The following is a 22,290-nucleotide window of genomic DNA, read 5'->3' as shown; positions in this document are numbered from 1 at the left end:
CCATGCAATGTTTGCCATGTAAAGAGAGCTGAGATGTTTGAGCAAATTATCGAATTCAGTCTGAACCATCCCCTGCTGGTCAGTGCCTTTGTCATTCTGCTGGTGCTGGTGATTTTCAATGAGACCCGTGGTGCCACAACCGGAGTGACCACTTCTGAAGCTGTGCGTCTGATGAACCGGGACGAAGCCATTGCTGTGGACATTCGTGATCGCAAGGACTTTGCTGCCGGACACATCACCGGCGCCATCAATATTCCGCTGGCCAATCTGGACAAGCGCATGGATGAGCTGGACAAGTACAAGGACAAAAAGGTGCTGGTGGTTTGCCGTATGGGCAATTCCGCCACCCTGGCTGTCGCCAAGCTGCAAAAGGCCGGTTACAAGGGTGCGCTGCGCCTGAAGGGCGGCATGATGCAGTGGCAGACAGATTCCATGCCAGTGGTGAAAAAGTAAGCCTGGCTCCAGACTATTTTGTTGATCAAAGACTTTTAGAAAAGACTCAAGGAAAACCTCATGAGCGAAGCACAACAGCCCCAGTTTGCCCTGCAGCGCATTTACCTGCGGGATGTTTCTTTTGAAGCACCGAACAGCCCGGAAGTGTTCATGGGCTCTGAAAAGCCCCACGTGGACGTCAAGCTGGACACCAGCAACCGCAAGGTCAATGATGAGCTGTATGAAGTGACCGTCAAGATCACGGCGCAGGTGACTTTCGGTGAAAAAACCGCGTTCCTGGCAGAAGTGCAGCAGAGTGGTGCCTTCCGTGTGGTTGGTATTGAAGGTGAAGGACTGGAGCACACCCTGGGTGCTTTCTGCCCGAACATCCTGTTCCCCTATGCGCGTGAAGCGGTGGACAATCTGGTGGTGAAGGGTGGTTTCCCTCCGCTGATGATTGCACCGGTTAACTTTGAAGCCATTTTTGCCGAGCGCAAGCAGCGCCAGGCTCAGCCGGCTCAGCAAACCCAGTAAGTCAGCAGACGCTGCAGCGTGCGCCGCTTCTTTTCACCTCGCGCCCTGGCCGGTCAGCAGCAGTTGGAGCTGGATGGTCAGGTGGTGCGCCACATGATTCAGGTGTTGCGCCTGCAGCCTGGTGAGCAGGTGCAGTTGTTTGATGGTCAGTGCTGTTATCTGGCCGAGCTGCTGGAAGGCAACAAAAACCGTGCTCTGCTGCAACTGCTGCAGCTGCTGGATACAGCACCACCTTCACCGTTACGCAGTCATCTGGGTCAGGCCATTTCCAAGGGTGACAAGATGGACTGGATCATCCAGAAGGCCACCGAGCTGGGAGTGAGTGAAATCACCCCGCTTTATACCCGTTACGGGGATGTGCGCCTGAAGGGTGAGCGTGAGCAGAAGAAGCTGGAGCATTGGCAGCAGGTGGCCATCAGTGCCTGCGAGCAGTGTGGTCGCAATGACCTGCCTGTAATCCATCCCCCGCTGCAACTGGCCGAATGGCTGCAACACCGTGATGAACAATTGAAACTGCTGCTGCATCCGCATGGTCAGAGTGATGCACTGGCGCGCCAGTCGGTGCAGTCAGTGGCGCTGTTGATTGGCCCGGAGGGTGGTCTGCAGGATGAAGAGGTGACACAGGCCCGCCAGATGGGTTTTGCCGGTTTGCGGCTGGGACCACGCATTCTGCGCACTGAAACGGCACCCCTGGCGGCACTGACGTTGGTGCAGCATTGGTGGGGCGACTTTACTTGAATTCCTGCATGAGGTGGTGTTGATGAATAAGCCGGTTGTTCTGGGTGTGGTGATGGACCCCATTGCTGACATCACTTACAAAAAAGACACCACCCTGGCCTTGTTGCTGGCAGCCAGAAAGCGAGGCTGGCAACTGAAATACATGGAACTGGGTGACCTGCACCTGCGTCAGGGTAAAGCCTGGGCACGCATGGCGGATCTGGATGTGTTTGCTGACCCGGATGGCTGGTTCCGTCTGGGTGAAGCTGAGTTGGCACCTCTGGCCGAGCTGGATGTGCTGCTGATGCGCAAGGACCCACCCTTTGATCATGCCTTTTTAACCTCCACCTGGTTGCTGGAAGCAGCCGAGCAGGAAGGGGTGTTGGTGGTCAACAAGCCGCAGAGCCTGCGCGATTGCAACGAAAAACTCTTTGCCCAGCAGTTTCCCCAGTGTTGCCCGCCAACCCTGGTGGCCAGCCGCAGTGAACTGATCCGTGAGTTTCATCGCGAACACCAGGACATCATCCTCAAGCCGCTGGATGGCATGGGTGGCATGGGAGTGTTTCGTGTCACCGCGGAGGGCATGAACCTGGGGGCCATCATCGAACAGCTGACGGATAATGGTCAGCGCCAGATCATGGTGCAGAAATACCTGCCGGAAATTGTCCACGGCGATACCCGCATTCTGGTCATCAACGGTGAGCCGGTACCCTACGGGCTGGCCCGCATTCCCATGGCCGGTGAAACCCGCGGCAATCTGGCTGCTGGTGGCAGTGGTGTGGCACGCGAGCTGACCGATCGGGATTACTGGCTGGTCAGCCAGGTGGCCCCGGCACTGAAAGAAAAAGGTTTGATTTTTGTGGGTCTGGATGTGATTGGTGACTACCTCACTGAAATCAATGTCACCAGCCCCACCTGTGTGCGTGAACTGGATCAGCAATGTGGCCTGGACATCGGCGGTCAGTTAATGGCGCATCTGGCCGAGCGTCTGGGGCGCGGCTGAGTCGCTGGTGATCGGGATGCCGCTGAAGTTGCAGCGTCCCGCTTTTCTGTGGGCATTGCTGCTGGCCCTGCTGGCGCATGCTGGACTGGTGTTCTGGCCTGCTGAACCTTTCCGTATGCCTGAACCCTCAAGGCTGCAAACCACTCAGGTAATGCTGGATGATCTGCCGCAAACAGATGGAGCCAGTGTTGATGGCCAGGCCACAGCACCTGGCATTGCAACCATGCCTCAGGATGCTGCACAAGAACCCGGCCACCCGGCAGCCGTTGACCCTGAGCCGCCCTTGTCTCTGCCCCAGTCTCATTCTCCGTCTTTGCCGCAGCCTGAGCTTTTGCCTGATCCTGTGGATCAGCAACCCTCTGTCATCACTGAACCCATCGAGCAGTCGGTGCGTTCCGGCAGTCTGGTTTCACGCAGCCTGGAAGTGGCAAGACTGGAGGCCGAGCTGCAGTCGCGCGAATCCTTGTTGAGTGAGCGTCCCAGGGTGCGCCGGATCACTTCCGGTGCCCAGATGAGCACTGAAGAAGCGCTTTATTTACGCCAGTGGGAAGCACGGGTGGAGCGCATCGGTAACCTCAACTACCCCGAGGAGGCGCGCCGCCAGAATCTGGGCGGTCGTTTGCGCCTGCTGGTGGTGATCAATGCTGATGGCAGTATCCGTGAAGCCCAGCTTTTAACCAGCTCAGGCCATCGGCTGCTGGATGATGCCGCTATCCGCATTCTCAATCTTGCGGCACCCTTTGCGCCGCTGCCGGAATCGGTCAGGGCTGAAGCTGATGTGCTGGAAATCATCCGCACCTGGCAGTTTGGTGATGGCTGGCAAGCCAACTGAAGAGTCAGGGGCAGTCAGCCCCTTCCTTTCCCGGTATAATTTCGCCAGAATCCGTTTGTATCGACCTGAACAACGAGTTGCCTAGTGAATACTTTGCGGGATCATTTTCTTCTGGCCATGCCACAGCTGGAAGACCCTCACTTCAGTGGCACTTTGACTTATCTGTGTGAACAGAATGAGCAGGGTGCACTGGGTCTGATCGTGAACAAACCCTTGCCATTAAGCTTTCAGGAATTACTGGAACAGATGCAGCTGACCATGTCGGACCTGCGCCATGCTGACGCGCCGGTTTATCGCGGTGGACCGGTGCATGGTGACCGGGGATTTGTATTGCATACCGGCAAGGCAGGCTGGAAAGCCAGTCTGCCGGTCAGTGAACAACTCAGCCTGACCACCTCACTGGATATTCTGGAAGCCCTGGCCGCCGGAGAAGGTCCGCAGCACTTTCTGATAGCGCTGGGTTGTGCCGGCTGGGAAGCCGGTCAGCTGGAGCAGGAACTGCTCGACAATGCCTGGCTGACCTGCCCGGCCAGTGAACAGCTGCTGTATGACATTGCACCGGAGGCCCGTCTTGCCGCTGCCGCTGCCAGTCTTGGCATCCAGCTGGAACTGCTGAGCGGGCAGGCTGGTCATGCCTGATCCGGTGGCCAGGCGGGTGATGGCTTTTGATTTTGGCAGCAAGCGTCATGGAGTGGCGATGGGTAATGAACTGACCCGCACGGCCAACCCGCTGGGTGTGATTCCGGCAAAGGATGGCATACCCTCCTGGGAGCTGCTGGATGCATTGATCCGGGAATGGCAGCCGGACCTGTTTGTGGTTGGTCTGCCACTGGCTGAAGATGGCAGTGAAACACCCCTCAGTCAGCGTGCGCGCAAGTTTGCCCGCCGCCTGTTCGGGCGTTATGGCAAGGCCTGTTATGGCATGGATGAACATGGCACCACCCGCATGGCCAAAGCAGTGGTGAAACAGCAGGGGCATCGCGGCAACTACCGGGAAGATCCGGTGGACAGCCTGGCTGCTGCCATGATTCTGGAAGGTTGGCTGGCGCTGGAGCCGTCGACTGCCAGTCCGTTTTTGCAATCCATTGCCGGACCTGATTTTGTCCGTCAATAAACCCTTTTCTTTTGTGGAGCAACACAGCACATGAATCAGCAAGGCATCACCCATCACCAGCTGCCGGATGTTGCTCCGCTGCTGGAACAGCTGGCTGCACAGCTGGAGCAGCATCTGGCCGCACGTGGCATCAAAGAGCCTCTGCTGGTGGGTATTCACACCGGTGGGGTGTGGGTGGCAGAAGCTCTGCGCCAGAAGATGCAGGTGAACTGGCCGCTGGGCAGCCTGGATATTTCTTTTTACCGTGATGATTACAGCCATAACGGTTTAAACCCCAGTGTTAAACCCTCCAATCTGCCTTTTGCCACCGAAGACCGCCATCTGGTGCTGGTGGATGATGTGCTGATGTCCGGTCGCACCATCCGTGCAGCCCTCAACGAGATTTTTGATTTTGGTCGCCCGGCTTCTGTCACGCTGGTGACCTTGCTGGCCTTGCCGGGACGGGAGTTGCCGATTCAGCCGGATTGTTGTGGTCAGTATCTGGAGCTGCCGGAAGATCAGCGCATCAAGTTATCTGGCCCTTCTCCCTTGCAACTCAACCGGGTGACTCGGCCACTGGACACACCACCGCATAACGGGGAGCAGGCATGAGCAGTGCACAGAACAATCCGGCCCATCCACGCAATGTCCAGTTGACGGCTGATGGTCGTCTGAAACACTTCCTCAGTATCAATGGCCTGTCACGGGCGTTGTTGACGGAAATTCTGGATACTGCTGAATCCTTTGCCAACATGGGCGAGCAGGCGGTCAAGAAGGTGCCGCTGCTGCGTGGCAAAACCATTGTTAACCTGTTTTTTGAAAACTCCACCCGCACGCGAGCCACCTTTGAACTGGCTGCCAAGCGCCTGTCGGCTGATGTGCTGAATCTGGACATCAAGACCTCATCTGCCGCCAAGGGTGAAACCCTGATGGACACCCTGCAGAACATCGAAGCCATGCATGCCGACATGTTTGTGGTGCGCCATGCCGACTCGGGTGCTGCGCATTTTATTGCCAGCCAGGTAACCCCCAGGGTTGCCATCATCAATGCCGGTGATGGTCGCCATGCGCACCCCACCCAGGCGATGCTGGACATGTTCACCATCCGTCGTCACAAGGGCGGTTTTGAGGGACTGAAGGTGGCCATTGTGGGTGACATCCTGCATTCCCGCGTGGCGCGCTCACAAATTCGTGCCCTGCATACCCTGGGCGTCGAAGAGGTGCGCCTGGTCGCCCCTAAAACCCTGCTGCCTATTGGTGTGGAAGACCTGGGTGTCAAACTCTTCACCCGCATGGAAGAGGGCATCCGTGATGTGGATGTGGTGATCATGCTGCGCCTGCAGAAGGAGCGCATGAGTGGTGCCTTGTTGCCATCAGAATCGGAGTTTTACCGCCTCTATGGCCTGACCACTGAAAAGCTGGCTTATGCCCACCCGGAAGCCATCGTGATGCACCCGGGCCCGATCAATCGGGGTGTGGAAATTGAATCCGCAGTAGCCGATGGTTCCCGTTCGGTGATCCTGCAGCAGGTAGGTTACGGCATTGCGACCCGCATGGCGGTGATGAGCATGGCAATGAGTGGACAGATGCAGGAAAGGGCACAGATACAATGAGACTTTCAATTCTTGGTGGACGCGTGATTGATCCCGCCCAGCATCTGGATGAGGTGCTGGATCTGCATGTGGAAGAGGGTCGTATTCTGGCACTGGGCAAGGCTCCGGCCGGTTTTCATGCCGAGCAGACGCTGCAGGCGGAAGGCTTGCTGGTGTGTCCTGGTTTCATCGATCTTTCCTGTCACCTGCGTGAGCCTGGCCCCAGTTACAAGGGCAACATTGTCAGTGAAACCCGTGCCGCACTGGCCGGTGGTTTCACCAGTGTTTGTGCCCGCCCGGATACCCAGCCACCGCTGGATTCAGCGGCGGTTTTACGGGTGGTGCGTGAGAAGGCACAGACTGCCGGTCAGGCCAGAGTGTTGCCGCTGGGTGCGCTGACCCAGAATCTGGAAGGCCAGTTGCTGGCCAACATGGCAGCGCTGCAGGGGGCTGGTTGTGTGGCGGTGACCAATGTGCGCCGCCCGGTGCAGGACAACCTGATTCTGCGTCGTTGCCTGGAGTATGCAGCGACCTTTGATCTGCTGGTTATTTTTTATCCCGAAGACCCCTCGCTGGCAGCCGGTGGCTGCGCCCATGAAGGTGCACTGGCTTCCCAACTGGGCCTGACCGGTATTCCGGAAACGGCAGAAACCCTGGCGGTCAGCCGGGACCTTTTGTTGATTGAACAAACCGGCATTCGGGCTCACTTCAGTCATTTGTCCACTGCTCGTGCCGTGGAACTGGTGCGTGAAGCCCAGTTGCGTGGTTTGCCGGTCACTGCTGATGTGGCCTTGAGTCACCTGTTGTTTACTGATGCGACACTGGAAGCTTTTGACAGCAACTACCAGGTGCAGCCGCCACTGCGCAGTGAAGCGGATCGTATGGGGCTGTTACGTGGGCTGAAGGAAGGTGTATTAACGGCGGTATCCAGTGGTCACCTGCCGCACGAAAAGGCGGCCAAAATGGCACCTTTTGCTGCAGCCGAGCCGGGCATGAGCAGCCTGGAAGTGGTGGTACCGCAGCTGTTGCAACTGGTTGCGGATGGCTGGTTCGGGCTGGATGTGCTGGTTGATCGCCTGGCACTGGGCCCGGCCGAGCTGCTGGGGCTGGAGTCCGGAGCCCTGTTGCCGGGTTATGCAGCAGACATCACCCTGATCGACCCTGAGGCAAGTTGGCAGTTGGATGAACAGAGCTGCTGCTCAGCGGGCCACAATACACCTTTCTGGCAGCAACCCTTGAAAGGTCGGGTAGTGGCTACGCTGGTTGATGGTGATGTCAGATACACAACAAGAGAACAACAAAACCACTAAGTGGAGCATCCAATGATTTCAACTCGGGCTTTTGTACCCACCCTGCAGGGCCAGAACTGGGCGCATTCACTGGGCAAAATTGTTTGTGTTGGCCGCAATTACGCTGAACATGCTGCCGAGCTGAATAACCCGGTGCCGGAACAACCCCTGTTGTTCATCAAACCGGTGACCTGTGCAGTGCCGATGGGTCAGCCGCTGCAACTGCCACAGGGGCGAGGTGAAGTGCACTATGAAACCGAGATTGCCCTGCTGATCGGACAGCCATTGCAACAGGCCGCTGCTGAACAGGCCATGGAGGCTCTTGCCGGAGTCGGGCTGGCGCTGGACCTGACCTTGCGAGGCCTGCAATCGGAGCTGAAAAAACAGGGCCATCCCTGGGAAAGAGCCAAGGCCTGGGATGGTGCCTGCCCTTTGTCCGAATTTGTTCCGGCAAGCCGGGTGGATGACTGGTCTGCACTGGCTCTGAGCCTGTCCATCAATGGCGAACTGCGCCAGCAGGGTAGTGCTGCACAGATGCTGACACCCATCGCACAACTGTTAAGCCACATCAGCGAAACCTTCACGCTTTTACCCGGCGATGTTGTGATCACCGGAACACCGGCCGGTGTAGGTGTGCTGGCATCCGGTGATCAGTTGCAGTTAAGTTTGCAAGGGTTGCTGGAGGTTGAAACGACAGTGATCTGACTGGCAGGAAAATTGCTTAAAACTTCTTCTTAACGGAATGTTACGGCAGGGATGCATAAATCCTGTGGAATACATGCCATTAACGGGCCTAGTCTGAGGTCATGGTCTGAAGGAGTTGGTCCGATGCAAAACACCAGTCTGGTCAGAGAACTGAATCGTTTCCACTCCTTGCCGGAGAAGCTTCGGCATCTGGGTATGCAGCTGCGTACCCGCCACTCAACGGTTGAGCGCTTTTCAGTGGCGCTTTATCACCCGACGACGGATCAGGTTCGCACTTTTTTCACCACCAGCGATATCAGTGAAGCCATCACTGGTTATGATTTTCGTCTGAAAGATGCCTGGTCTTTGCGCCAGATTGCACTCAATCGTCACCCGCGAGTCATTAATGACCTGACCGAGCTGGTGCCACCACGTCAGACGGGGCGCATCAATCCTCACACCCTGCAGCTGGTGCAGCAGGGCTGGCGGGCCAGTTTCACTGCACCCTTGCTGTGCAGCGATGAGCTGCTGGGTTTTGTGTTTTTCAACTCTCACAGTCCATTCACGTTCAAGGGTGATCTGCTCAATGAGCTGGAGCTGTACAGCCAGCTGATTGCTCAATTGATCCATCAGGAGCATGCTGCGGTACGCACCTTAACCGCTGCAGTTCGCTCCACCATGTCTCTGTGTGCGGGCCGTGATCCGGAAACGGGTGGTCATCTGGAGCGGATGGCCCAGTATGCTTTGCTGATTGCCAGACACCTCGAGCCGAAATGGAGTTTCAGTGACCGGCAACTGCAGCACCTGCTGCTGTTTGCGCCTTTGCATGATCTGGGCAAGCTGGCCACACCTGATCGCATCCTGCTGAAACAGGGCAAGCTGACACCGGAAGAATTCAGTGAGATGAAACAGCATACCCTGCAAGGGGTCGTGCTGCTGGATCGGGTGATCGAAAATCATGGCCTGGAGTACCTGCCGGATGTGCAGATGTTAAAAAACATCGTGTTGTACCACCATGAAAAGATGGATGGCACGGGTTACCCGGAAGGTCTGCAAGGCGAGCACATCCCGATTGAAGCACGCATTATTGCAGTAGCGGATGTATTTGATGCCCTGACCAGCGAACGCCCCTATAAAAAGCCCTGGCCTGTAGAACGGGCGCTCAGTGAGTTACAGCATATGGCTGGCACTCACCTGGATCCGGATTGCGTGGATGCTCTGGTGCAGCATCACCTTGAGGCTAGCTTTATTCTGGAGCAGCTGCAATCCGATGTGGTGGAGGCCTGAGCGACCTCACGCCAATAACGGCTTCACTCCAGATAGGTATAACCACTCAGGCCCTCTTCAAACAGCTGCAGAAAAAGCTGTTTCTGAGCGGCATCCAGGTTACTGGCAGCCAGCTGATCCTTGAGTGAAGCCAGCAGCTGATCGGGATCAAAGTTCACATAACGCAATACCCGATCCACTGTGTCGCCCTTGATCAGGTTTTCCAGCACAGCCTGGCCCTGATCATCCAGCACCACATCCACTGAGTCGGTGTCACCAAACAGGTTGTGCAGATCACCGAGAATTTCCTGGTAGGCGCCGGTCAGGAAAAAGCCCAACAGTTTTTCATCCTGCTCGGCCCAGTCTGGAATGGGTAGGGTGCTTTCCAGTCCCTGGGCATCCACATATTCATCAATGCGGCCATCCGAGTCACAGGTGATGTCCTGAATCACACCACGACGGGTTGGCGGTGTTTCCAGACCGGACAGGGGCAGCACCGGAAAGACTTGCTGAATGCCCCAGGTGTCCGGCAAAGACTGGAACAGTGAAAAATTAACAAACAGCTTGTCGGCCAGTTTTTCATTCAGCTCATCATGGATTTCCCGGTGCACCCGGTTGGATAGATTCAATTGCAAGTGGATGCGAGCCGCACAACAGGTGTAAATGCGCTCAGCCAGTGCCCGCCCCGGCAGATCCAGTAATCCATGAATGTACATGTCCTGTGCTTCAGAGAGTGCCTGGACCACATCGTGCCAGGTTTCTACCAGCGAACGCTCATCAATGTCTTCAGCGGCCTGACCATAAACCCGCCAGAGTTCATGCAGGATCAGTGGTGCATCTTCCTCCGGAGGTGCCGGAGGCGTCAGATCCGGCGCCTCAACATCAATGATGTTGGTGATCAGTACCGCGTGATGAGCAGTCAGGGCGCGCCCCGATTCACTGATCAGGTGTGGATGCGGCAGGTCGTTGGCCTCACAGACCTGATGCAGGGCATGCACCACGTTGTTGGCGTATTCAGCCATGGAGTAGTTGATGGAGCAGACGTTGCGCGAGCGGGTGCCGTCATAATCTATGCCCAGACCACCACCAACATCCACCACCTGAACCGGTGCACCTTGAGCCAGCAACTCCTGGTAAAAGCGACCGCATTCTTTCAGTCCACGCTGAATGTCACGGATATTGGCAATCTGTGAGCCGAGGTGAAAGTGCAGTAGTTGCAGGCAGTCCAGCGCATCCGCCTGGCGCAGTTGTTCGACCATGGCCAGCAACTGGCTGGCAGCCAAGCCGAACTTGGACTTTTCACCGCCACTATCCTGCCAGTGGCCCTTGCCGATGGATGATAGTCTGGCTCGCACGCCCAGACGTGGCCGGATTCCCAGCTGACGACCTTCTTCCAGTGCCAATGCCGCTTCCGAGGGTTTTTCCACCACAATGTAAACCTTGTGGCCCAAGCGCTCACCCATCAGGGCCAGGCGCAGGTATTCCCGATCCTTGTAGCCATTACAGACCAGTGTGGTGGGTTTGGTGCCAGCCAGTGCCAGTACAGCCAGTAATTCAGGTTTACTACCGGCTTCGAGACCAACACGAGCATCAACACGTGCCTGACTTTCCAGCAGCTCTTCCACCACCCGCCGCTGCTGATTCACCTTGATCGGGTAAACCGCAGTGTAACCACCCTGATAATCATGGTTTTCAATGGCTCGGTCGAAGGCAGCACAAAGCCGATTGACCCGGTCTTGCAGGATATCGGGAAAACGCACCAACACCGGTAGGGTGACACCTGCTTCACGCAGCTGGCTGACCAGGTCAGTCAGGTTCAGGCGTGCCGGACGGTCTGAGGAGGGTTGGACTTCAATCCGGCCGGCTGGATTGGCAAAAAAATAGCCACTGCCCCAGTGCTGGATGTTGTAAACCTTGTTGGCGTCGTATCGGATAGCTTGGTTCACCCGCTGCTCCTGTTCAGACTGAATCAAACGGCATCTTTGCCGGTTTCACCGGTGCGGATACGGATCACCTGGTCCAGCGGTGAAACAAAAATCTTGCCGTCACCGATCTTGCCGGTATTGGCAACACGCACGATGGCATCAATGACCTGCTCAGCCATGTCATCATCCACGGCAATTTCCAGTTTCACCTTGGGCAGAAAATCCACCACGTATTCAGCACCACGATAAAGCTCGGTATGGCCCTTTTGACGACCAAAACCTTTCACTTCAGTGACAGTGATGCCTTGTACACCAATTTCAGACAGGGCTTCGCGAACATCATCCAGTTTGAAGGGTTTGATAACGGCGGTAATGAGTTTCATGCTGGTTCCTCAGAATAGCGTCAGGGAGAAAGGTTACCTTGCCCTTTAGCATAAAGCCTTATGCAACAAATCACCAAAAACCCGGATAAAAAAAGGGCGCCCGAGGGCGCCCAAACTTCCATGCTCACCAGTCAAGTGTCAATCAACACCTTATTTGGATGATTTGGTAAATTCCGGGTAGGCTTCCATACCGCATTCGGTCAGATCCACACCGGCGTACTCTTCTTCCTCGCTGACGCGGACACCCATGATGGCTTTGATGATCAGCCAAACGATCAGGCTGGCTGCAAAGACCCATACAAAGATACCGACAATACCGAGGATCTGGGCACCGAAGGTGGCATCAGCGTTGGTGAGCGGAACAGCCAGCACGCCCCAGATACCAACCACACCATGTACAGAGATGGCGCCAACCGGGTCATCAATGCGCAGTTTGTCCAGCAGGATGATGGAGAAGACCACAATCACACCACCCACAGCACCGATCAGCGCAGCACCCTGAGCGCTAGGCGCCAGCGGCTCGGCAGTAATGGCAACCAGACCAGCCAGGGCACCGTTCAGGATCATGGTCAGATCCGCTTTCTTGAACAGCAGCTTGGCAACAATCATTGCAGCAATCACACCACCGGCAGCGGCAGCATTGGTGTTTACGAAAACCTGGGCAACGTTATTGGCAGAGTCGAAGTCAGACATCTTCAGCTCGGAACCACCGTTGAAACCGAACCAGCCCATCCACAGGATGAAGGTACCCAGGGTAGCCAGCGGCATGTTGGCACCGGGGATGGCATAAACTTCACCATTCGGGCCATATTTGCCTTTACGGGCACCCAGTACCAGCACACCAGCCAGAGCAGCGGAAGCACCAGCCATGTGAACAATACCGGAACCGGCAAAGTCGGAGAAACCTGCTGCGTCCAGCCAGCCGCCACCCCAGGTCCAGAAGCCGGACACAGGATAGATCACACCAGTCAGTACTACGGCAAAGGCCAGGAAAGCCCACAGCTTCATACGCTCGGCAACTGCACCAGAAACGATGGACATGGCTGTTGCCACAAACACCACCTGGAAGAAGAAGTCAGAACGCATGGAGTAGTAAGGTGCATCTTCATCACCAGACAGGGCTGCATCCAGGGTGTTTTCTTCACCAATCAGGAAACCCAGGCTGGGCAGAATGCCACCTTCAGGGCTGGAGTACATGATGTAGTAGCCCAGGAACAGGTACATGGTGCAAGCAATGGCAAACAGTGCAATGTTCTTGGTCAGAATTTCAGTGGTGTTCTTGGAGCGAACCAGACCGGCTTCCAGCATGGAGAAGCCAGCGGCCATCCACATGACCAGCACACCACAGATCAGGAAATAAAAGGTGTCTATTGCATACGCAAGATGAACGAGATCTTCCATCATTTAATCCTCAGTCAGTCCGTCAATCAAACCGCGTCGTTGCCGCGTTCGCCAGTACGGATGCGGATGGCTTCATCCACAGGAGATACAAAAATCTTGCCGTCACCAATTTTGCCGGTGTTGGCAGCGCCGATGATGGCCTCAACCACGCTTTCAACGCGGGCGTCATCAATGGCAACTTCAATCTTCACCTTGGGCAGGAAGTCCACGACGTACTCAGCACCACGGTAAAGTTCGGTATGGCCTTTCTGACGACCAAAACCTTTCACTTCCGTGACGGTGATCCCCTGAATACCGATTTCGGACAGGGCTTCGCGTACATCATCCAGTTTGAAGGGCTTTATAATGGCTGTTACCAGTTTCATACCTGTATCCTCTCAGCCGTTTCTCGGTGACGCAGCGGTATGCCACGCCGTAAAACTTTCACACTCAGCCCAAAGCAGTGTGTGTGCCACAAGTTACCAAATGCTTTTAAATCATTGGGTTGGGTGCTTTTGTGGATTTTTTGAGTGGCTGCAGTTGCAATTGCGAAGGCTAAAGAGCACCAGTATGAAGCTGTTATAGTTCCATTTTGGTGCGTAAATGCCTGCTTGGCGGGGTGAGTGCCTGTGTTAAGCTGTCGCCGGAGGACATCACCATGATTAATGCTGAACAATTGCAGAAAATTTCCGAAGACCTGTCCGGGCGCTTGTCGGCCATGCCGCAACCCCCGGGTGCATCGTTGTTGAAAGGCATGGTGCGAGAAGCTGTAGCCAAGCTGGATCTGATCACGCGTGACGATTATGAGAGGCTGTTGGAAATCCATCAGCGTACTCGCCAGAAGCTTGATGAGCTGGCGCGTCGGGTGGAGGCACTGGAGCGGGGCCCGGGATCGCAGAAATAAAGCGATCGGAGCAATAAAGCCATCGGAGTAATCGATAAGGACAGCAAACCAACAAGGAGGTTGTTATGTCACTGGCACTGGTTCAGAGCCGTGCACTCTTGGGGTTGGAAGCACCGGAAGTCAGAGTGGAGGTGCACCTGGCCAATGGCCTGCCAGCGTTTAATCTGGTGGGTTTACCAGAAACAGCCGTACGTGAAAGCCGTGATCGGGTGCGCAGCGCCCTGTTGACCGCCGGTTTTGAATTTCCTTCCCGTCGCATCACCGTCAACCTGTCACCTGCAGACCTTCCCAAGGAAGGCGGGCGTTATGACCTGCCGATTGCCCTTGGCATCCTGGTGGCTTCTGGCCAGCTGCCTGCTGCTTGTTTAGAGAGGCGGGAATTTATTGGTGAGCTGGCATTAAATGGTGAGTTGCGCAGTGTGCGAGGTGTATTACCTACCGCACTGGCAATGATGGCTGGTGATCGTGAGTTGATCCTGCCAGCTGTGGATCTGCCAGAGGCTGGGCTGATTGCCGGTTTGCACTCAAGCGGTGCGGAGCATTTGTTACAGCTGACGGCAGCATTACAAGGTCAGCAAGCGTTGCTGAAGGCTGGCCCTCAAACACCGGTCGCAGCCCCGCCAGACCTTCCTGATTTACGTGATGTACGCGGCCAGCCTGCTGCCAGGCGTGCATTAACCGTTGCTGCTGCGGGCCAGCATAACCTGCTGTTGTGCGGTCCGCCGGGAAGTGGCAAAACCCTGTTGTCACGCTGCTTACCCGGCTTATTACCGGAACCGGACGAACAGGAAGCATTACAGGTGGCAGCCGTTCAATCGATCAGTGGCGGTTTTGATCCTGCACAGTGGAAACAGCGGCCTTTTCGTGCGCCGCACCACACTGCATCTGCCGTGGCTTTGGTGGGGGGTGGCAGTAATCCGCGCCCTGGTGAAATCTCCCTGGCGCATGCTGGTGTGTTGTTTCTGGATGAGTTGCCTGAGTTTGGTCGGCAGGTGCTGGAAGTATTGAGAGAACCGCTGGAATCTGGCGAGATCCATCTGGCCCGGGCTGCCCGGCGCGCCAGCTACCCTGCACGCTTCCTGTTGGTGGCAGCCATGAATCCCTGTCCCTGTGGTCATCTGGGTGACCCGCGCAAGGATTGCAGCTGCACGCCTGGCCAGATCAACCGTTATCAATCACGCCTTTCAGGTCCCTTGCTGGATCGCATTGATTTGCAGCTGAATGTACCACCGCTGGATCCAGAGTTACTCTGGCAGGCACCGGATGGCGAGTGCACCAATGCGGTGCGAGAGCGAGTGGCTAAAGCGCGAGACTTGCAATTAAAGCGGGCAGGTAAGGTGAATGCACTTTTGTCAGCCAATGAGCTGGAGCAGCATGCACCGCTTTCGGGCGATCTGCAGCAGCTCATGGCGCGTGCCATGCAGCAGCAAGGCCATTCTGCCAGGGCTGCACATCGTACCCTGCGTGTGGCTCGAACTTTGGCAGATCTTGACGGAGATCAGCATATTGAACGCAGACACCTGCTAGAGGCACTGGGATACCGTAAACTGCCGCTCTGAACCTTGCCCCGACTTCTGTTGTTTTGTTGTACGGCTGGTATAGTGGCTGCCATCAAATACCGGATGAACTGATAAAGTGGACAGACTCAAAAGTGTATTAAAAACCCTTCGGGGGTTTGTTTTTTCATCAATTCTGGCAGTTACCCTGGCGGTATTTTTTGGTGTCACGCTGGTGGCTTCGATCCTCTATGAAAACATCATTGCGCGTCAGGCCGAGCAGACTTCCAGCAGCATTGCGCAACAAACCTTCAACTCGATGTTCCAGGTCATGCGGATGGGCTGGACCCGTCAGCAGTTGGAGGATTTTCTGGATGCCACACGCAGCTCTTTTGAATCCAGCCCCTTTGAGGTCGAGATTTACCGGGGTGAGCTGGTTGAGGCGCTGTTTGGCAGCATTGATCAGCCGCAAAAGGATGCGGATATTCTGCAGGTATTTGCCAGCGGGGAAGATTTATTAAAAGAAACCAATGGCATGCTGCGTCGGGTATTCCCGATGCAGGCACGTGCTGAATGCCTGTCCTGTCACATGAATGTGCAGGTGGGTGATGTGCTGGGTGTGATTGATATTCGCCAGGACATGCGACCGATCAGTGCTGAAGTGCGCCGCAACAATATCGCCATGTTCCTTGGCTTTGGTGTGCTGATCCTCTTGCTGGCGGTGTTTTTGACCCGGCATGTAGCGCGTCGTATTCAGGCCTCCACCGATGGTTTTAAAGGCCGGTTGGAACAGGTCAACTCGGTCAAGGATTTCCGTCAGCTGGACATTAGCAAGGACGACTTTCATTTCCATGAACTGAATGATGCCTTTCAAAGTGTGAACCTGCTGGTGGAACAGCTTAAAGATGTGGCTGTGGACAAGGACATTCTGGAGTTTGAAATCCGCCTGCTGGGTAAATTCATCATCACCTCGGATATTGTGCGTGACTGGCGTGAATTCATTAAAGACCTGTTGATCGACATCAACACCATCCTGGTTGCTCACTCACTGGTTACGGTGTTCCAGGTTGAGGATGAGGGTTATGAGCTGGAAATCTTCTGGCGCTACAACGTGCCGGAGGCCACCCGCCAGATGTTTGAAGCAGTCGTGACGGCACAACTATCCAAACATCCACACTTCCATCAAGGGGTGCCCATTCTGAATATTGTGCATCATGTGGCTGATCCTACCCGTGATGAAGACCTTGCAAGTGCAGGACTGACCTTGAAGGACATCGACCTGCAAACCAAGTCACTGTTACTGGAAACACCCAAGATTGGTGGCGTGGTGGGCATTGGGGTGCAATCGGAAATGGCCCGTGATCCGATTCGTCATATGGTGATTGGCAGTATCCTCACGACCCTGCTGAACCTGGTGGGTTCGGTTAAAGCCATCTACAAGTACACCCGGGACCTGGAGTATTACGCCACTCGTGACCCACTGACCAGCCTTTACAACCAGCGGATGTTCAAGGAACTGCTGGGTTATGAGATTGGCCGCTCTGATCGGCATAATGTTGGCTTTGCACTTTTGATGCTGGATCTGGACAACTTCAAGACGGTTAATGACCGTTATGGCCACAGTTTTGGTGACCAGTTCCTGCAGGCTTTTGCCCAGGTGCTGGAAGAGTCGGTACGCCCCGGTGACTGTCTGGCACGCTACGGTGGTGATGAGTTCACCATCATTCTGCCGGATGCAGGGGAAGAGCAGGCACACAGTGTGTCTCAGCGCATCATGCAGCACCTGGAAAAACTGGTGCTGACCACGCCGGATGGCAATAACGTAAGGGCCACCAGCTCCATCGGCATAGCTGTTTATCCACAACATGGCAAAAACCCGACTGACCTGTTTGTGATGGCCGACAACATGATGTACAAGGCCAAGCGGAGTGGGAAAAATGCCATTGCCTTCCCGGCTGAAGATGAAGTGGCCGAAGTATTCAAAGAGGTGGGTGAAAAAAGTCAGCTGATTCTCAGTGCTTTGGATGAGCGAAGAATTGTCCCCTATTTCCAGCCTATTATTGACCTGAAAAATGGCAATATTGTGATCCACGAGCTGTTGATGCGTATTCAACTGGCTGACAAGGTGGTGTCTGCTTTTGAGTTTATTGATGTCGCAGAAACCATTGGTGTGGTTCATAAAATGGATTACCAACTGATCGAAAAGGCTTTTGATCAGGTACAACGGCAGGGGTATCAGGGACAGCTGTTTATCAACCTGTCGCCCCGCTCACTGATCATCGGAGAGTTCATTGCCAAGGTGCATCGTCTGGCGATGGAGCATCAGCTATCCACTGAGCGGGTGGTGTTTGAGCTGACCGAGCGGGAAACCGTCAGCAACATGGCGTTGCTGGAAAAGTTTGTACTGGATCTGAAAATGGAAGGTTTCAACTTTGCCATTGATGATTTTGGTTCAGGCTTTTCGTCCTACCACTACATCAAACATTTCCCGATTGATGTCATCAAGATCGAAGGTGAGTTCATCCGCAACATGCTGGTGGATGAAAAATACATGGCCTTTGTGAAGAGTATTGTCACCCTGGCACAAAGTCTGGGGATGAAAACCATTGCTGAATATGTGGAAGATGAGGCGGTGTTACGGGCCGTGCGTGAGCTGGGTGTGGATTATGCGCAGGGTTATTTTGTCGGCAGGCCCGGGCCGCAGCTGATCAGCCACGACCCAGAAATGGATGCTTTATTTGCCCAGCTGGTGCAGGATGGCCAGTGAGGGTTCAGCCTGGTTGAGGGTATAAAAATGCAGGCCCGGCGCGCCACCGTCCAGCAACTGTTGACAGAGCCGGACTATAACTTCCTCACCAAAGCGACAGATGCTGTCGCTGTCATCGCCGTAAGACTCCAGCTGTTTGCGAATCCAGCGCGGAATCTCCGCGCCACAGGCATCTGAAAAACGGGCCAGCTTGCTGTAGTTGGTGATCGGCATGATGCCCGGAATGATGGGAATCTCAACACCCGCAGCGCGCACCCGTTCCACAAAGTGGAAATAAGCATCCGCATTGAAGAAGTACTGGGTGATGGCGCTGTCAGCACCAGCCTGGCACTTGCGAATGAAGTTTTTCAGATCAGCCTCCAGTCCTGCTGCCTGGGGATGAGCTTCCGGGTAGGCGGCCACTTCAATGATAAAATCTGATCCGAACTCACTGCGAATGAACTCAACCAGTTCATTGGCATAACGCAGTTCACCACCCATGCCCATGCCGGAAGGCAGATCTCCACGCAATGCCACCAGACGACCTATGCCCTGAGCGCGGTAGTCTCTTAACAGCTCACGCAGCTCATCCCGGCTGGCACCAATGCAAGACAAGTGTGGTGCTGTATCGATGCCTGTCGCACGCAAAGCCAATACGGTTTTGAGGGTGCCATCCTGAGTGGAGCCACCGGCACCATAGGTCACTGAAAAAAAATCCGGGTTGGTGGCAGCTAACTGGTCACGCACAGCCAACAGTTTTTCCTGGCCGGCCGGTGTTTTGGGGGGGAAGAATTCAAAGCTTACAGGGGCAGATGACATGTTCGTTTCCAAGGCTGGGGGTATCCCGGCAGCTTACCTTGCCGGGATCATGAATAAAATGCTGGGGGAATGAATTTTTTTGGCGGGCAAGCTGAAACAAATTCATTTTGTTGCTTTGCGACGCCCTAAAACGGTGGCCAACCAGATACCACAGAAGATAAACGCCATACCCAGCCAATGGAACAACTGTAAACGTTCAGCAAGGAACAGGCTGGCCAGCAGCAGGCCCCAAACGGGAATCAGGTGAATGAAATACCCTGCTCTGGCCGCAGTCAGGATTTCTACACCCTTGTTCCAGAACAGGAACGCAGCCACTGAGGCAAATACTGCCACATAACTGATGCTCAGCAGACTGGTGGTGTTAAAAGTCAGGCTTTTGCCCTGCACCAGCATTTCATAAAGATAAAAGGGTGTTAACAGCAACAGCCCGATCAGGGTGGTCAGCCCAAAAAATGCCAGGCCGCCCAATCCGGCCGGGCGTAGTCGTAACATGACAGAATAAAGTGCCCAGCTGATCACGGCCGTAAGTACCCATAAATTACCATTGCCACTGCCCAGTTGGCTCAGGATGTCCAGCGGTGCACCCTTGCTGACCAGAATGGCAATACCACCCAAAGAAACCAGCATGCCCAGGATCTGTAGCTGGTTAACCCGATCCCCAAAAAACCACCAGGAAAAGGCCAGAATAAAGACCGGGCAGGCGGAAAGTAACAGGATGGCGTTACTGGCAGGCAGGGTCTGTAATCCCAGATAAACCAGAGTATTAAAGCCGGTTACACCCAGTAGCGACATCAGAGTCAGGTTTTTCCAATGCTGGCGAAGGATGCCACGCGCTTGCCACAGCGGACGCAGTGCAAAAGGCAGGATGATCACCAGCGCCAATAACCAGCGCCACCAGGCCAGGGCAATGGGTGGTATTTCAGCATGAACGGCGCGGCCGACGACAAAATTCCCACCCCAGAATAGTGTGGTCAGGATCAGCAGCAGATAAGCCAGCCATTCGAGTTTCTTGAATGAAGTGTTTGCAGGCATGGAAATGGTCCGGATGGATGAGATATCAAACCTTTGCCAGGTGCTGGGTTTGAGTGTTTTGGTCAAGAATATCATGTATTCTTGCCCTCCAGATCAGGAAGTGACTTGTGAAAGTTTCGCACAGGGATTTTGCATCAACTAAATTCAAGATCGACAGATAACAAAAAAGAGGGCTGCAACGTGCAGGCTTTAGCGCTGATTGTTCGTTTTATCAGCCGGCTCAACATCCTGCTCGGGCACTTTTTCTCCTGGTTTTCGCTGGGTATTGTGCTCGTGTGTTTTACGGTGGTTGTGCTGCGCTACGTGTTTTCCATGGGGCATGTCTGGATGCAGGACCTGTACGTCTGGCTGAATGCCATGATGTTTATGGGTATTGCCGGCTTTGCCCTGTACAACAACTCCCATGTGCGGGTGGATATTTTTTACCGCCCGGCCAGCCGCAGGCGTAAAGCCATGGTCGACATGTTTGGCAGTGTGTTTTTTGTCGGCCCTTTTGTCTGGGTGTTGTTCAGTTATGGTTTGCCCTATGTGCAGCGCTCCTGGCGTTTTATGGAAGGCTCGGCCAACTTTGGCGGCATGCCGGGCTTGTATGTGATCAAAACCTTCATTCTGGTTTTTGCAGTGGTCATTGCCTTGCAGGCCTTGGCCATGTTTCTGCGGGGTTTGCTGGTATTGCTGGACAGGGAAGACCTGCTTCCTGAGATGCACCGTTATCAGGAGGACAAATAATGGATTATCAGCTGATTGGTGAGATTCTTTCACTCATCATGTTTTTCGGCATCATTGCAGTGTTGATGCTGGGTTATCCGGTTGCCTTCTCGCTCGCTGGTGTATCCCTGTTCTTTGCCGGTATCGGTTACCTGATCGGTGTGTTTGATCTGTCCAACTTCAACAGTCTTGCCCCCCGTTACATGGGCGTGATGCTGAATGAGGTGCTGGTGGCTGTGCCGCTATTTATTTTCATGGGCATGATGCTGGAGCGATCCGGTATTGCAGAACGTCTGCTGATCACCATGGGGCGTCTGTTCGGCACCCTGCGCGGTGGCCTTGGTCTGTCAGTGATTGTAGTCGGTGCACTGTTGGCGGCATCCACGGGCATTGTTGGTGCTACGGTGGTGACCATGGGGCTGCTGTCCCTGCCAGCCATGATGCGCGCCGGTTATGACCCACGTCTGGCCTGTGGTGTGATCTGTGCTTCCGGCACCCTGGGTCAGATCATTCCGCCGTCGACCGTTCTGATTTTTATGGGGGACATGCTGTCTGGCATCAACTCCCAGGTGCAGATGGCGCAGGGTAACTTTGCACCTTCCGTGGTTTCGGTCGGTGACCTGTTTGCCGGTGCCTTTATACCGGGTTTGATGTTGATCGTCCTTTATATGCTGTGGATGGTGTTCAAGGCTGTGCGTCAGCCAGAAAGCTGTCCGGCACTGGAAGTGACTGAACAGGAGCGCAAGGATCTGGGAAGGGATATTCTGACCAGCCTGATCCCCCCGCTGATTCTGATTTTTGCAGTGCTTGGCTCGATTCTGAGTGGTATTGCCACTCCCACTGAATCAGCCTCGGTGGGTGCCGTGGGTGCCATGCTGCTGGCAGCCATGAGTCGCAAGCTGACCCTGACCAACCTGCGTCAGGTGATGCTGGCCACTGCCAACACCACCACCATGATTTTTGTGATTCTGCTGGGTGCATCGGTTTTCTCGCTGGTGTTCCGCATGATGGGTGGTGAGGAGCTGGTGAATGACTTCCTCAACAGCCTGCCGGGTGGCAAGCTGGGCGCCATCCTGTTTGTGATGCTGCTGATGTTCCTGCTGGGTTTCATCCTGGATACCTTTGAGATCATCTTTATTGTGTTGCCGATCACGGCACCGGTATTGTTGATGATGGGTGTGGACCCGATCTGGCTGGGTGTGATGGTGGCAGTGAACCTGCAGACCAGCTTCCTGACGCCGCCTTTTGGTTTCTCACTCTTTTATCTCAGGGGTGTGGCACCCTCTTCGGTGTCCACTCGCCAGATTTATGAAGGGGTACTGCCCTTTGTGGTGTTGCAGATTATTGCGATGGGCATTCTGATCGCCTTCCCCGGTCTGGTGACCTGGCTGCCGAATCTGTTGTACGGCAGTTGATCAGCGCAGCAGCCAATAAAAAACCCGTCGCATGCGACGG

Annotated in this window: 23 protein-coding genes; 17 read left to right on the top strand and 6 right to left on the bottom strand. The window is 55.0% G+C overall.

Going from position 1 to position 22,290, the window contains the following annotated elements; all coding sequences use genetic code 11:
• The first annotated feature begins 33 nt into the window (after nucleotides 1-33).
• The 12 genes from BT114_RS07430 to BT114_RS07375 all read left to right on the top strand — a co-directional run bounded on the left by BT114_RS07430 (nucleotide 34) and on the right by BT114_RS07375 (nucleotide 9,463).
• Entirely contained in the window at nucleotides 34-453 is a 420-nt protein-coding gene (locus BT114_RS07430; protein ID WP_072325731.1) for a rhodanese-like domain-containing protein, read from the top strand.
• Nucleotides 454-513: 60 nt separating this feature from the next.
• Complete coding sequence (secB, locus tag BT114_RS07425) at nucleotides 514-966, top strand: protein-export chaperone SecB (RefSeq protein WP_072325730.1); 453 nt, start codon at nucleotides 514-516, stop codon at nucleotides 964-966.
• An 18-nt stretch (nucleotides 967-984) separates the two neighbouring features.
• The gene (locus BT114_RS07420) at nucleotides 985-1,704 is read left to right on the top strand and encodes a 16S rRNA (uracil(1498)-N(3))-methyltransferase (RefSeq protein WP_072325729.1); all 720 of its coding nucleotides are present in this window, start codon (nucleotides 985-987) and stop codon (nucleotides 1,702-1,704) included.
• Between the two features lie 22 nt (nucleotides 1,705-1,726).
• Nucleotides 1,727-2,686, top strand: a complete 960-nt coding sequence (gshB, locus tag BT114_RS07415) for a glutathione synthase (RefSeq protein WP_072325728.1) — start codon at nucleotides 1,727-1,729, stop codon at nucleotides 2,684-2,686.
• A gap of 16 nt (nucleotides 2,687-2,702) precedes the next feature.
• On the top strand, nucleotides 2,703-3,518 hold the full coding sequence (locus tag BT114_RS07410) for an energy transducer TonB (RefSeq protein ID WP_072325727.1): 816 nt from the start codon (nucleotides 2,703-2,705) through the stop codon (nucleotides 3,516-3,518).
• Between the two features lie 84 nt (nucleotides 3,519-3,602).
• Nucleotides 3,603-4,157 carry a YqgE/AlgH family protein gene (locus BT114_RS07405; protein WP_072325726.1) on the top strand — a complete coding sequence of 185 codons (555 nt, stop codon included), beginning with the start codon at nucleotides 3,603-3,605 and terminating at the stop codon, nucleotides 4,155-4,157.
• Nucleotides 4,150-4,632, top strand: coding sequence for a Holliday junction resolvase RuvX (ruvX, locus tag BT114_RS07400; RefSeq protein WP_072325725.1), 483 nt, complete (start codon nucleotides 4,150-4,152; stop codon nucleotides 4,630-4,632). Before BT114_RS07405 ends, ruvX begins: the two co-directional genes overlap by 8 nt.
• A gap of 30 nt (nucleotides 4,633-4,662) precedes the next feature.
• Nucleotides 4,663-5,223, top strand: a complete 561-nt coding sequence (gene pyrR, locus BT114_RS07395; RefSeq protein ID WP_072325724.1) for a bifunctional pyr operon transcriptional regulator/uracil phosphoribosyltransferase PyrR — start codon at nucleotides 4,663-4,665, stop codon at nucleotides 5,221-5,223.
• Complete coding sequence (locus BT114_RS07390; protein WP_072325723.1) at nucleotides 5,220-6,224, top strand: aspartate carbamoyltransferase catalytic subunit; 1,005 nt, start codon at nucleotides 5,220-5,222, stop codon at nucleotides 6,222-6,224. Before pyrR ends, BT114_RS07390 begins: the two co-directional genes overlap by 4 nt.
• Nucleotides 6,221-7,513 (top strand): dihydroorotase, encoded by a 1,293-nt coding sequence (locus BT114_RS07385; RefSeq protein WP_072325722.1) that lies wholly within the window; start codon nucleotides 6,221-6,223, stop codon nucleotides 7,511-7,513. The genes BT114_RS07390 and BT114_RS07385 overlap by 4 nt, the downstream gene beginning before the upstream one ends.
• A 12-nt stretch (nucleotides 7,514-7,525) precedes the next feature.
• Complete coding sequence (locus BT114_RS07380; RefSeq protein WP_072325721.1) at nucleotides 7,526-8,197, top strand: fumarylacetoacetate hydrolase family protein; 672 nt, start codon at nucleotides 7,526-7,528, stop codon at nucleotides 8,195-8,197.
• A gap of 123 nt (nucleotides 8,198-8,320) precedes the next feature.
• On the top strand, nucleotides 8,321-9,463 hold the full coding sequence (locus BT114_RS07375) for an HD-GYP domain-containing protein (RefSeq protein ID WP_072325720.1): 1,143 nt from the start codon (nucleotides 8,321-8,323) through the stop codon (nucleotides 9,461-9,463).
• A 23-nt stretch (nucleotides 9,464-9,486) separates the two neighbouring features.
• Here BT114_RS07375 and speA read toward each other — a convergent pair whose 3' ends face one another.
• From speA to BT114_RS07355, 4 genes are all read right to left on the bottom strand, one after another.
• Nucleotides 9,487-11,388 (bottom strand): biosynthetic arginine decarboxylase, encoded by a 1,902-nt coding sequence (gene speA, locus BT114_RS07370; RefSeq protein WP_072325820.1) that lies wholly within the window; start codon nucleotides 11,386-11,388, stop codon nucleotides 9,487-9,489.
• Between the two features lie 23 nt (nucleotides 11,389-11,411).
• The gene (glnK, locus tag BT114_RS07365) at nucleotides 11,412-11,750 is read right to left on the bottom strand and encodes a P-II family nitrogen regulator (protein WP_072325719.1); all 339 of its coding nucleotides are present in this window, start codon (nucleotides 11,748-11,750) and stop codon (nucleotides 11,412-11,414) included.
• Nucleotides 11,751-11,900: 150 nt separating this feature from the next.
• Nucleotides 11,901-13,151, bottom strand: coding sequence for an ammonium transporter (locus BT114_RS07360; RefSeq protein WP_072325718.1), 1,251 nt, complete (start codon nucleotides 13,149-13,151; stop codon nucleotides 11,901-11,903).
• Between the two features lie 26 nt (nucleotides 13,152-13,177).
• Complete coding sequence (locus BT114_RS07355) at nucleotides 13,178-13,516, bottom strand: P-II family nitrogen regulator (protein ID WP_072325717.1); 339 nt, start codon at nucleotides 13,514-13,516, stop codon at nucleotides 13,178-13,180.
• Between the two features lie 272 nt (nucleotides 13,517-13,788).
• On the opposite strand from BT114_RS07355, the gene BT114_RS07350 reads away from it, so the two are divergent.
• The 3 genes from BT114_RS07350 (at nucleotide 13,789) to BT114_RS07340 (ending at nucleotide 18,297) form a co-directional block, all read left to right on the top strand.
• Nucleotides 13,789-14,034, top strand: coding sequence for an accessory factor UbiK family protein (locus BT114_RS07350; protein WP_072325716.1), 246 nt, complete (start codon nucleotides 13,789-13,791; stop codon nucleotides 14,032-14,034).
• Between the two features lie 65 nt (nucleotides 14,035-14,099).
• A complete protein-coding gene (locus tag BT114_RS07345; protein WP_072325715.1) occupies nucleotides 14,100-15,593 on the top strand; it encodes a YifB family Mg chelatase-like AAA ATPase in 1,494 nt (497 codons plus the stop codon).
• A gap of 76 nt (nucleotides 15,594-15,669) precedes the next feature.
• Nucleotides 15,670-18,297: a putative bifunctional diguanylate cyclase/phosphodiesterase gene (locus BT114_RS07340; RefSeq protein ID WP_072325714.1), complete on the top strand. Its 2,628-nt coding sequence runs from the start codon at nucleotides 15,670-15,672 to the stop codon at nucleotides 18,295-18,297.
• Here the strand turns inward: BT114_RS07340 and metF are convergent.
• Both metF and BT114_RS07330 read right to left on the bottom strand, forming a co-directional pair.
• On the bottom strand, nucleotides 18,265-19,095 hold the full coding sequence (gene metF / locus BT114_RS07335; RefSeq protein ID WP_072325713.1) for a methylenetetrahydrofolate reductase [NAD(P)H]: 831 nt from the start codon (nucleotides 19,093-19,095) through the stop codon (nucleotides 18,265-18,267). The two genes, BT114_RS07340 and metF, sit on opposite strands and share 33 nt — an antisense overlap.
• A gap of 102 nt (nucleotides 19,096-19,197) precedes the next feature.
• Entirely contained in the window at nucleotides 19,198-20,127 is a 930-nt protein-coding gene (locus BT114_RS07330) for a DMT family transporter (RefSeq protein WP_072325819.1), read from the bottom strand.
• A 180-nt stretch (nucleotides 20,128-20,307) separates the two neighbouring features.
• Between BT114_RS07330 and BT114_RS07325 the strand changes: the two genes are divergently transcribed.
• Nucleotides 20,308-20,856 carry a TRAP transporter small permease subunit gene (locus BT114_RS07325; protein WP_072325712.1) on the top strand — a complete coding sequence of 183 codons (549 nt, stop codon included), beginning with the start codon at nucleotides 20,308-20,310 and terminating at the stop codon, nucleotides 20,854-20,856.
• Nucleotides 20,856-22,250, top strand: coding sequence for a TRAP transporter large permease (locus BT114_RS07320; RefSeq protein ID WP_072325711.1), 1,395 nt, complete (start codon nucleotides 20,856-20,858; stop codon nucleotides 22,248-22,250). Before BT114_RS07325 ends, BT114_RS07320 begins: the two co-directional genes overlap by 1 nt.
• Nucleotides 22,251-22,290 lie beyond the last annotated feature (40 nt).

The organism is Marinospirillum alkaliphilum DSM 21637 (genome assembly GCF_900119735.1).
Taxonomy (GTDB): domain Bacteria; phylum Pseudomonadota; class Gammaproteobacteria; order Pseudomonadales; family Halomonadaceae; genus Marinospirillum; species Marinospirillum alkaliphilum.
The sequence above is the reverse complement of the archived record's forward strand: the minus strand, read 5'-3'. Positions and strand labels throughout refer to the sequence as shown.

Coding starts and splice junctions, on each gene's coding strand:
- BT114_RS07320 (WP_072325711.1), top strand. CDS start 20,856: ATGGATTATCAGCTGATTGGTGAGATTCTTTCACTCATCATGTTTTTC.
- ruvX (WP_072325725.1), top strand. CDS start 4,150: ATGCCTGATCCGGTGGCCAGGCGGGTGATGGCTTTTGATTTTGGCAGC.
- BT114_RS07330 (WP_072325819.1), bottom strand. CDS start 20,127: ATGCCTGCAAACACTTCATTCAAGAAACTCGAATGGCTGGCTTATCTG.
- metF (WP_072325713.1), bottom strand. CDS start 19,095: ATGTCATCTGCCCCTGTAAGCTTTGAATTCTTCCCCCCCAAAACACCG.
- secB (WP_072325730.1), top strand. CDS start 514: ATGAGCGAAGCACAACAGCCCCAGTTTGCCCTGCAGCGCATTTACCTG.
- BT114_RS07350 (WP_072325716.1), top strand. CDS start 13,789: ATGATTAATGCTGAACAATTGCAGAAAATTTCCGAAGACCTGTCCGGG.
- BT114_RS07345 (WP_072325715.1), top strand. CDS start 14,100: ATGTCACTGGCACTGGTTCAGAGCCGTGCACTCTTGGGGTTGGAAGCA.
- gshB (WP_072325728.1), top strand. CDS start 1,727: ATGAATAAGCCGGTTGTTCTGGGTGTGGTGATGGACCCCATTGCTGAC.
- BT114_RS07355 (WP_072325717.1), bottom strand. CDS start 13,516: ATGAAACTGGTAACAGCCATTATAAAGCCCTTCAAACTGGATGATGTA.
- BT114_RS07360 (WP_072325718.1), bottom strand. CDS start 13,151: ATGGAAGATCTCGTTCATCTTGCGTATGCAATAGACACCTTTTATTTC.
- BT114_RS07430 (WP_072325731.1), top strand. CDS start 34: ATGTTTGAGCAAATTATCGAATTCAGTCTGAACCATCCCCTGCTGGTC.
- BT114_RS07375 (WP_072325720.1), top strand. CDS start 8,321: ATGCAAAACACCAGTCTGGTCAGAGAACTGAATCGTTTCCACTCCTTG.
- BT114_RS07380 (WP_072325721.1), top strand. CDS start 7,526: ATGATTTCAACTCGGGCTTTTGTACCCACCCTGCAGGGCCAGAACTGG.
- BT114_RS07410 (WP_072325727.1), top strand. CDS start 2,703: ATGCCGCTGAAGTTGCAGCGTCCCGCTTTTCTGTGGGCATTGCTGCTG.
- BT114_RS07385 (WP_072325722.1), top strand. CDS start 6,221: ATGAGACTTTCAATTCTTGGTGGACGCGTGATTGATCCCGCCCAGCAT.
- glnK (WP_072325719.1), bottom strand. CDS start 11,750: ATGAAACTCATTACCGCCGTTATCAAACCCTTCAAACTGGATGATGTT.
- BT114_RS07390 (WP_072325723.1), top strand. CDS start 5,220: ATGAGCAGTGCACAGAACAATCCGGCCCATCCACGCAATGTCCAGTTG.
- pyrR (WP_072325724.1), top strand. CDS start 4,663: ATGAATCAGCAAGGCATCACCCATCACCAGCTGCCGGATGTTGCTCCG.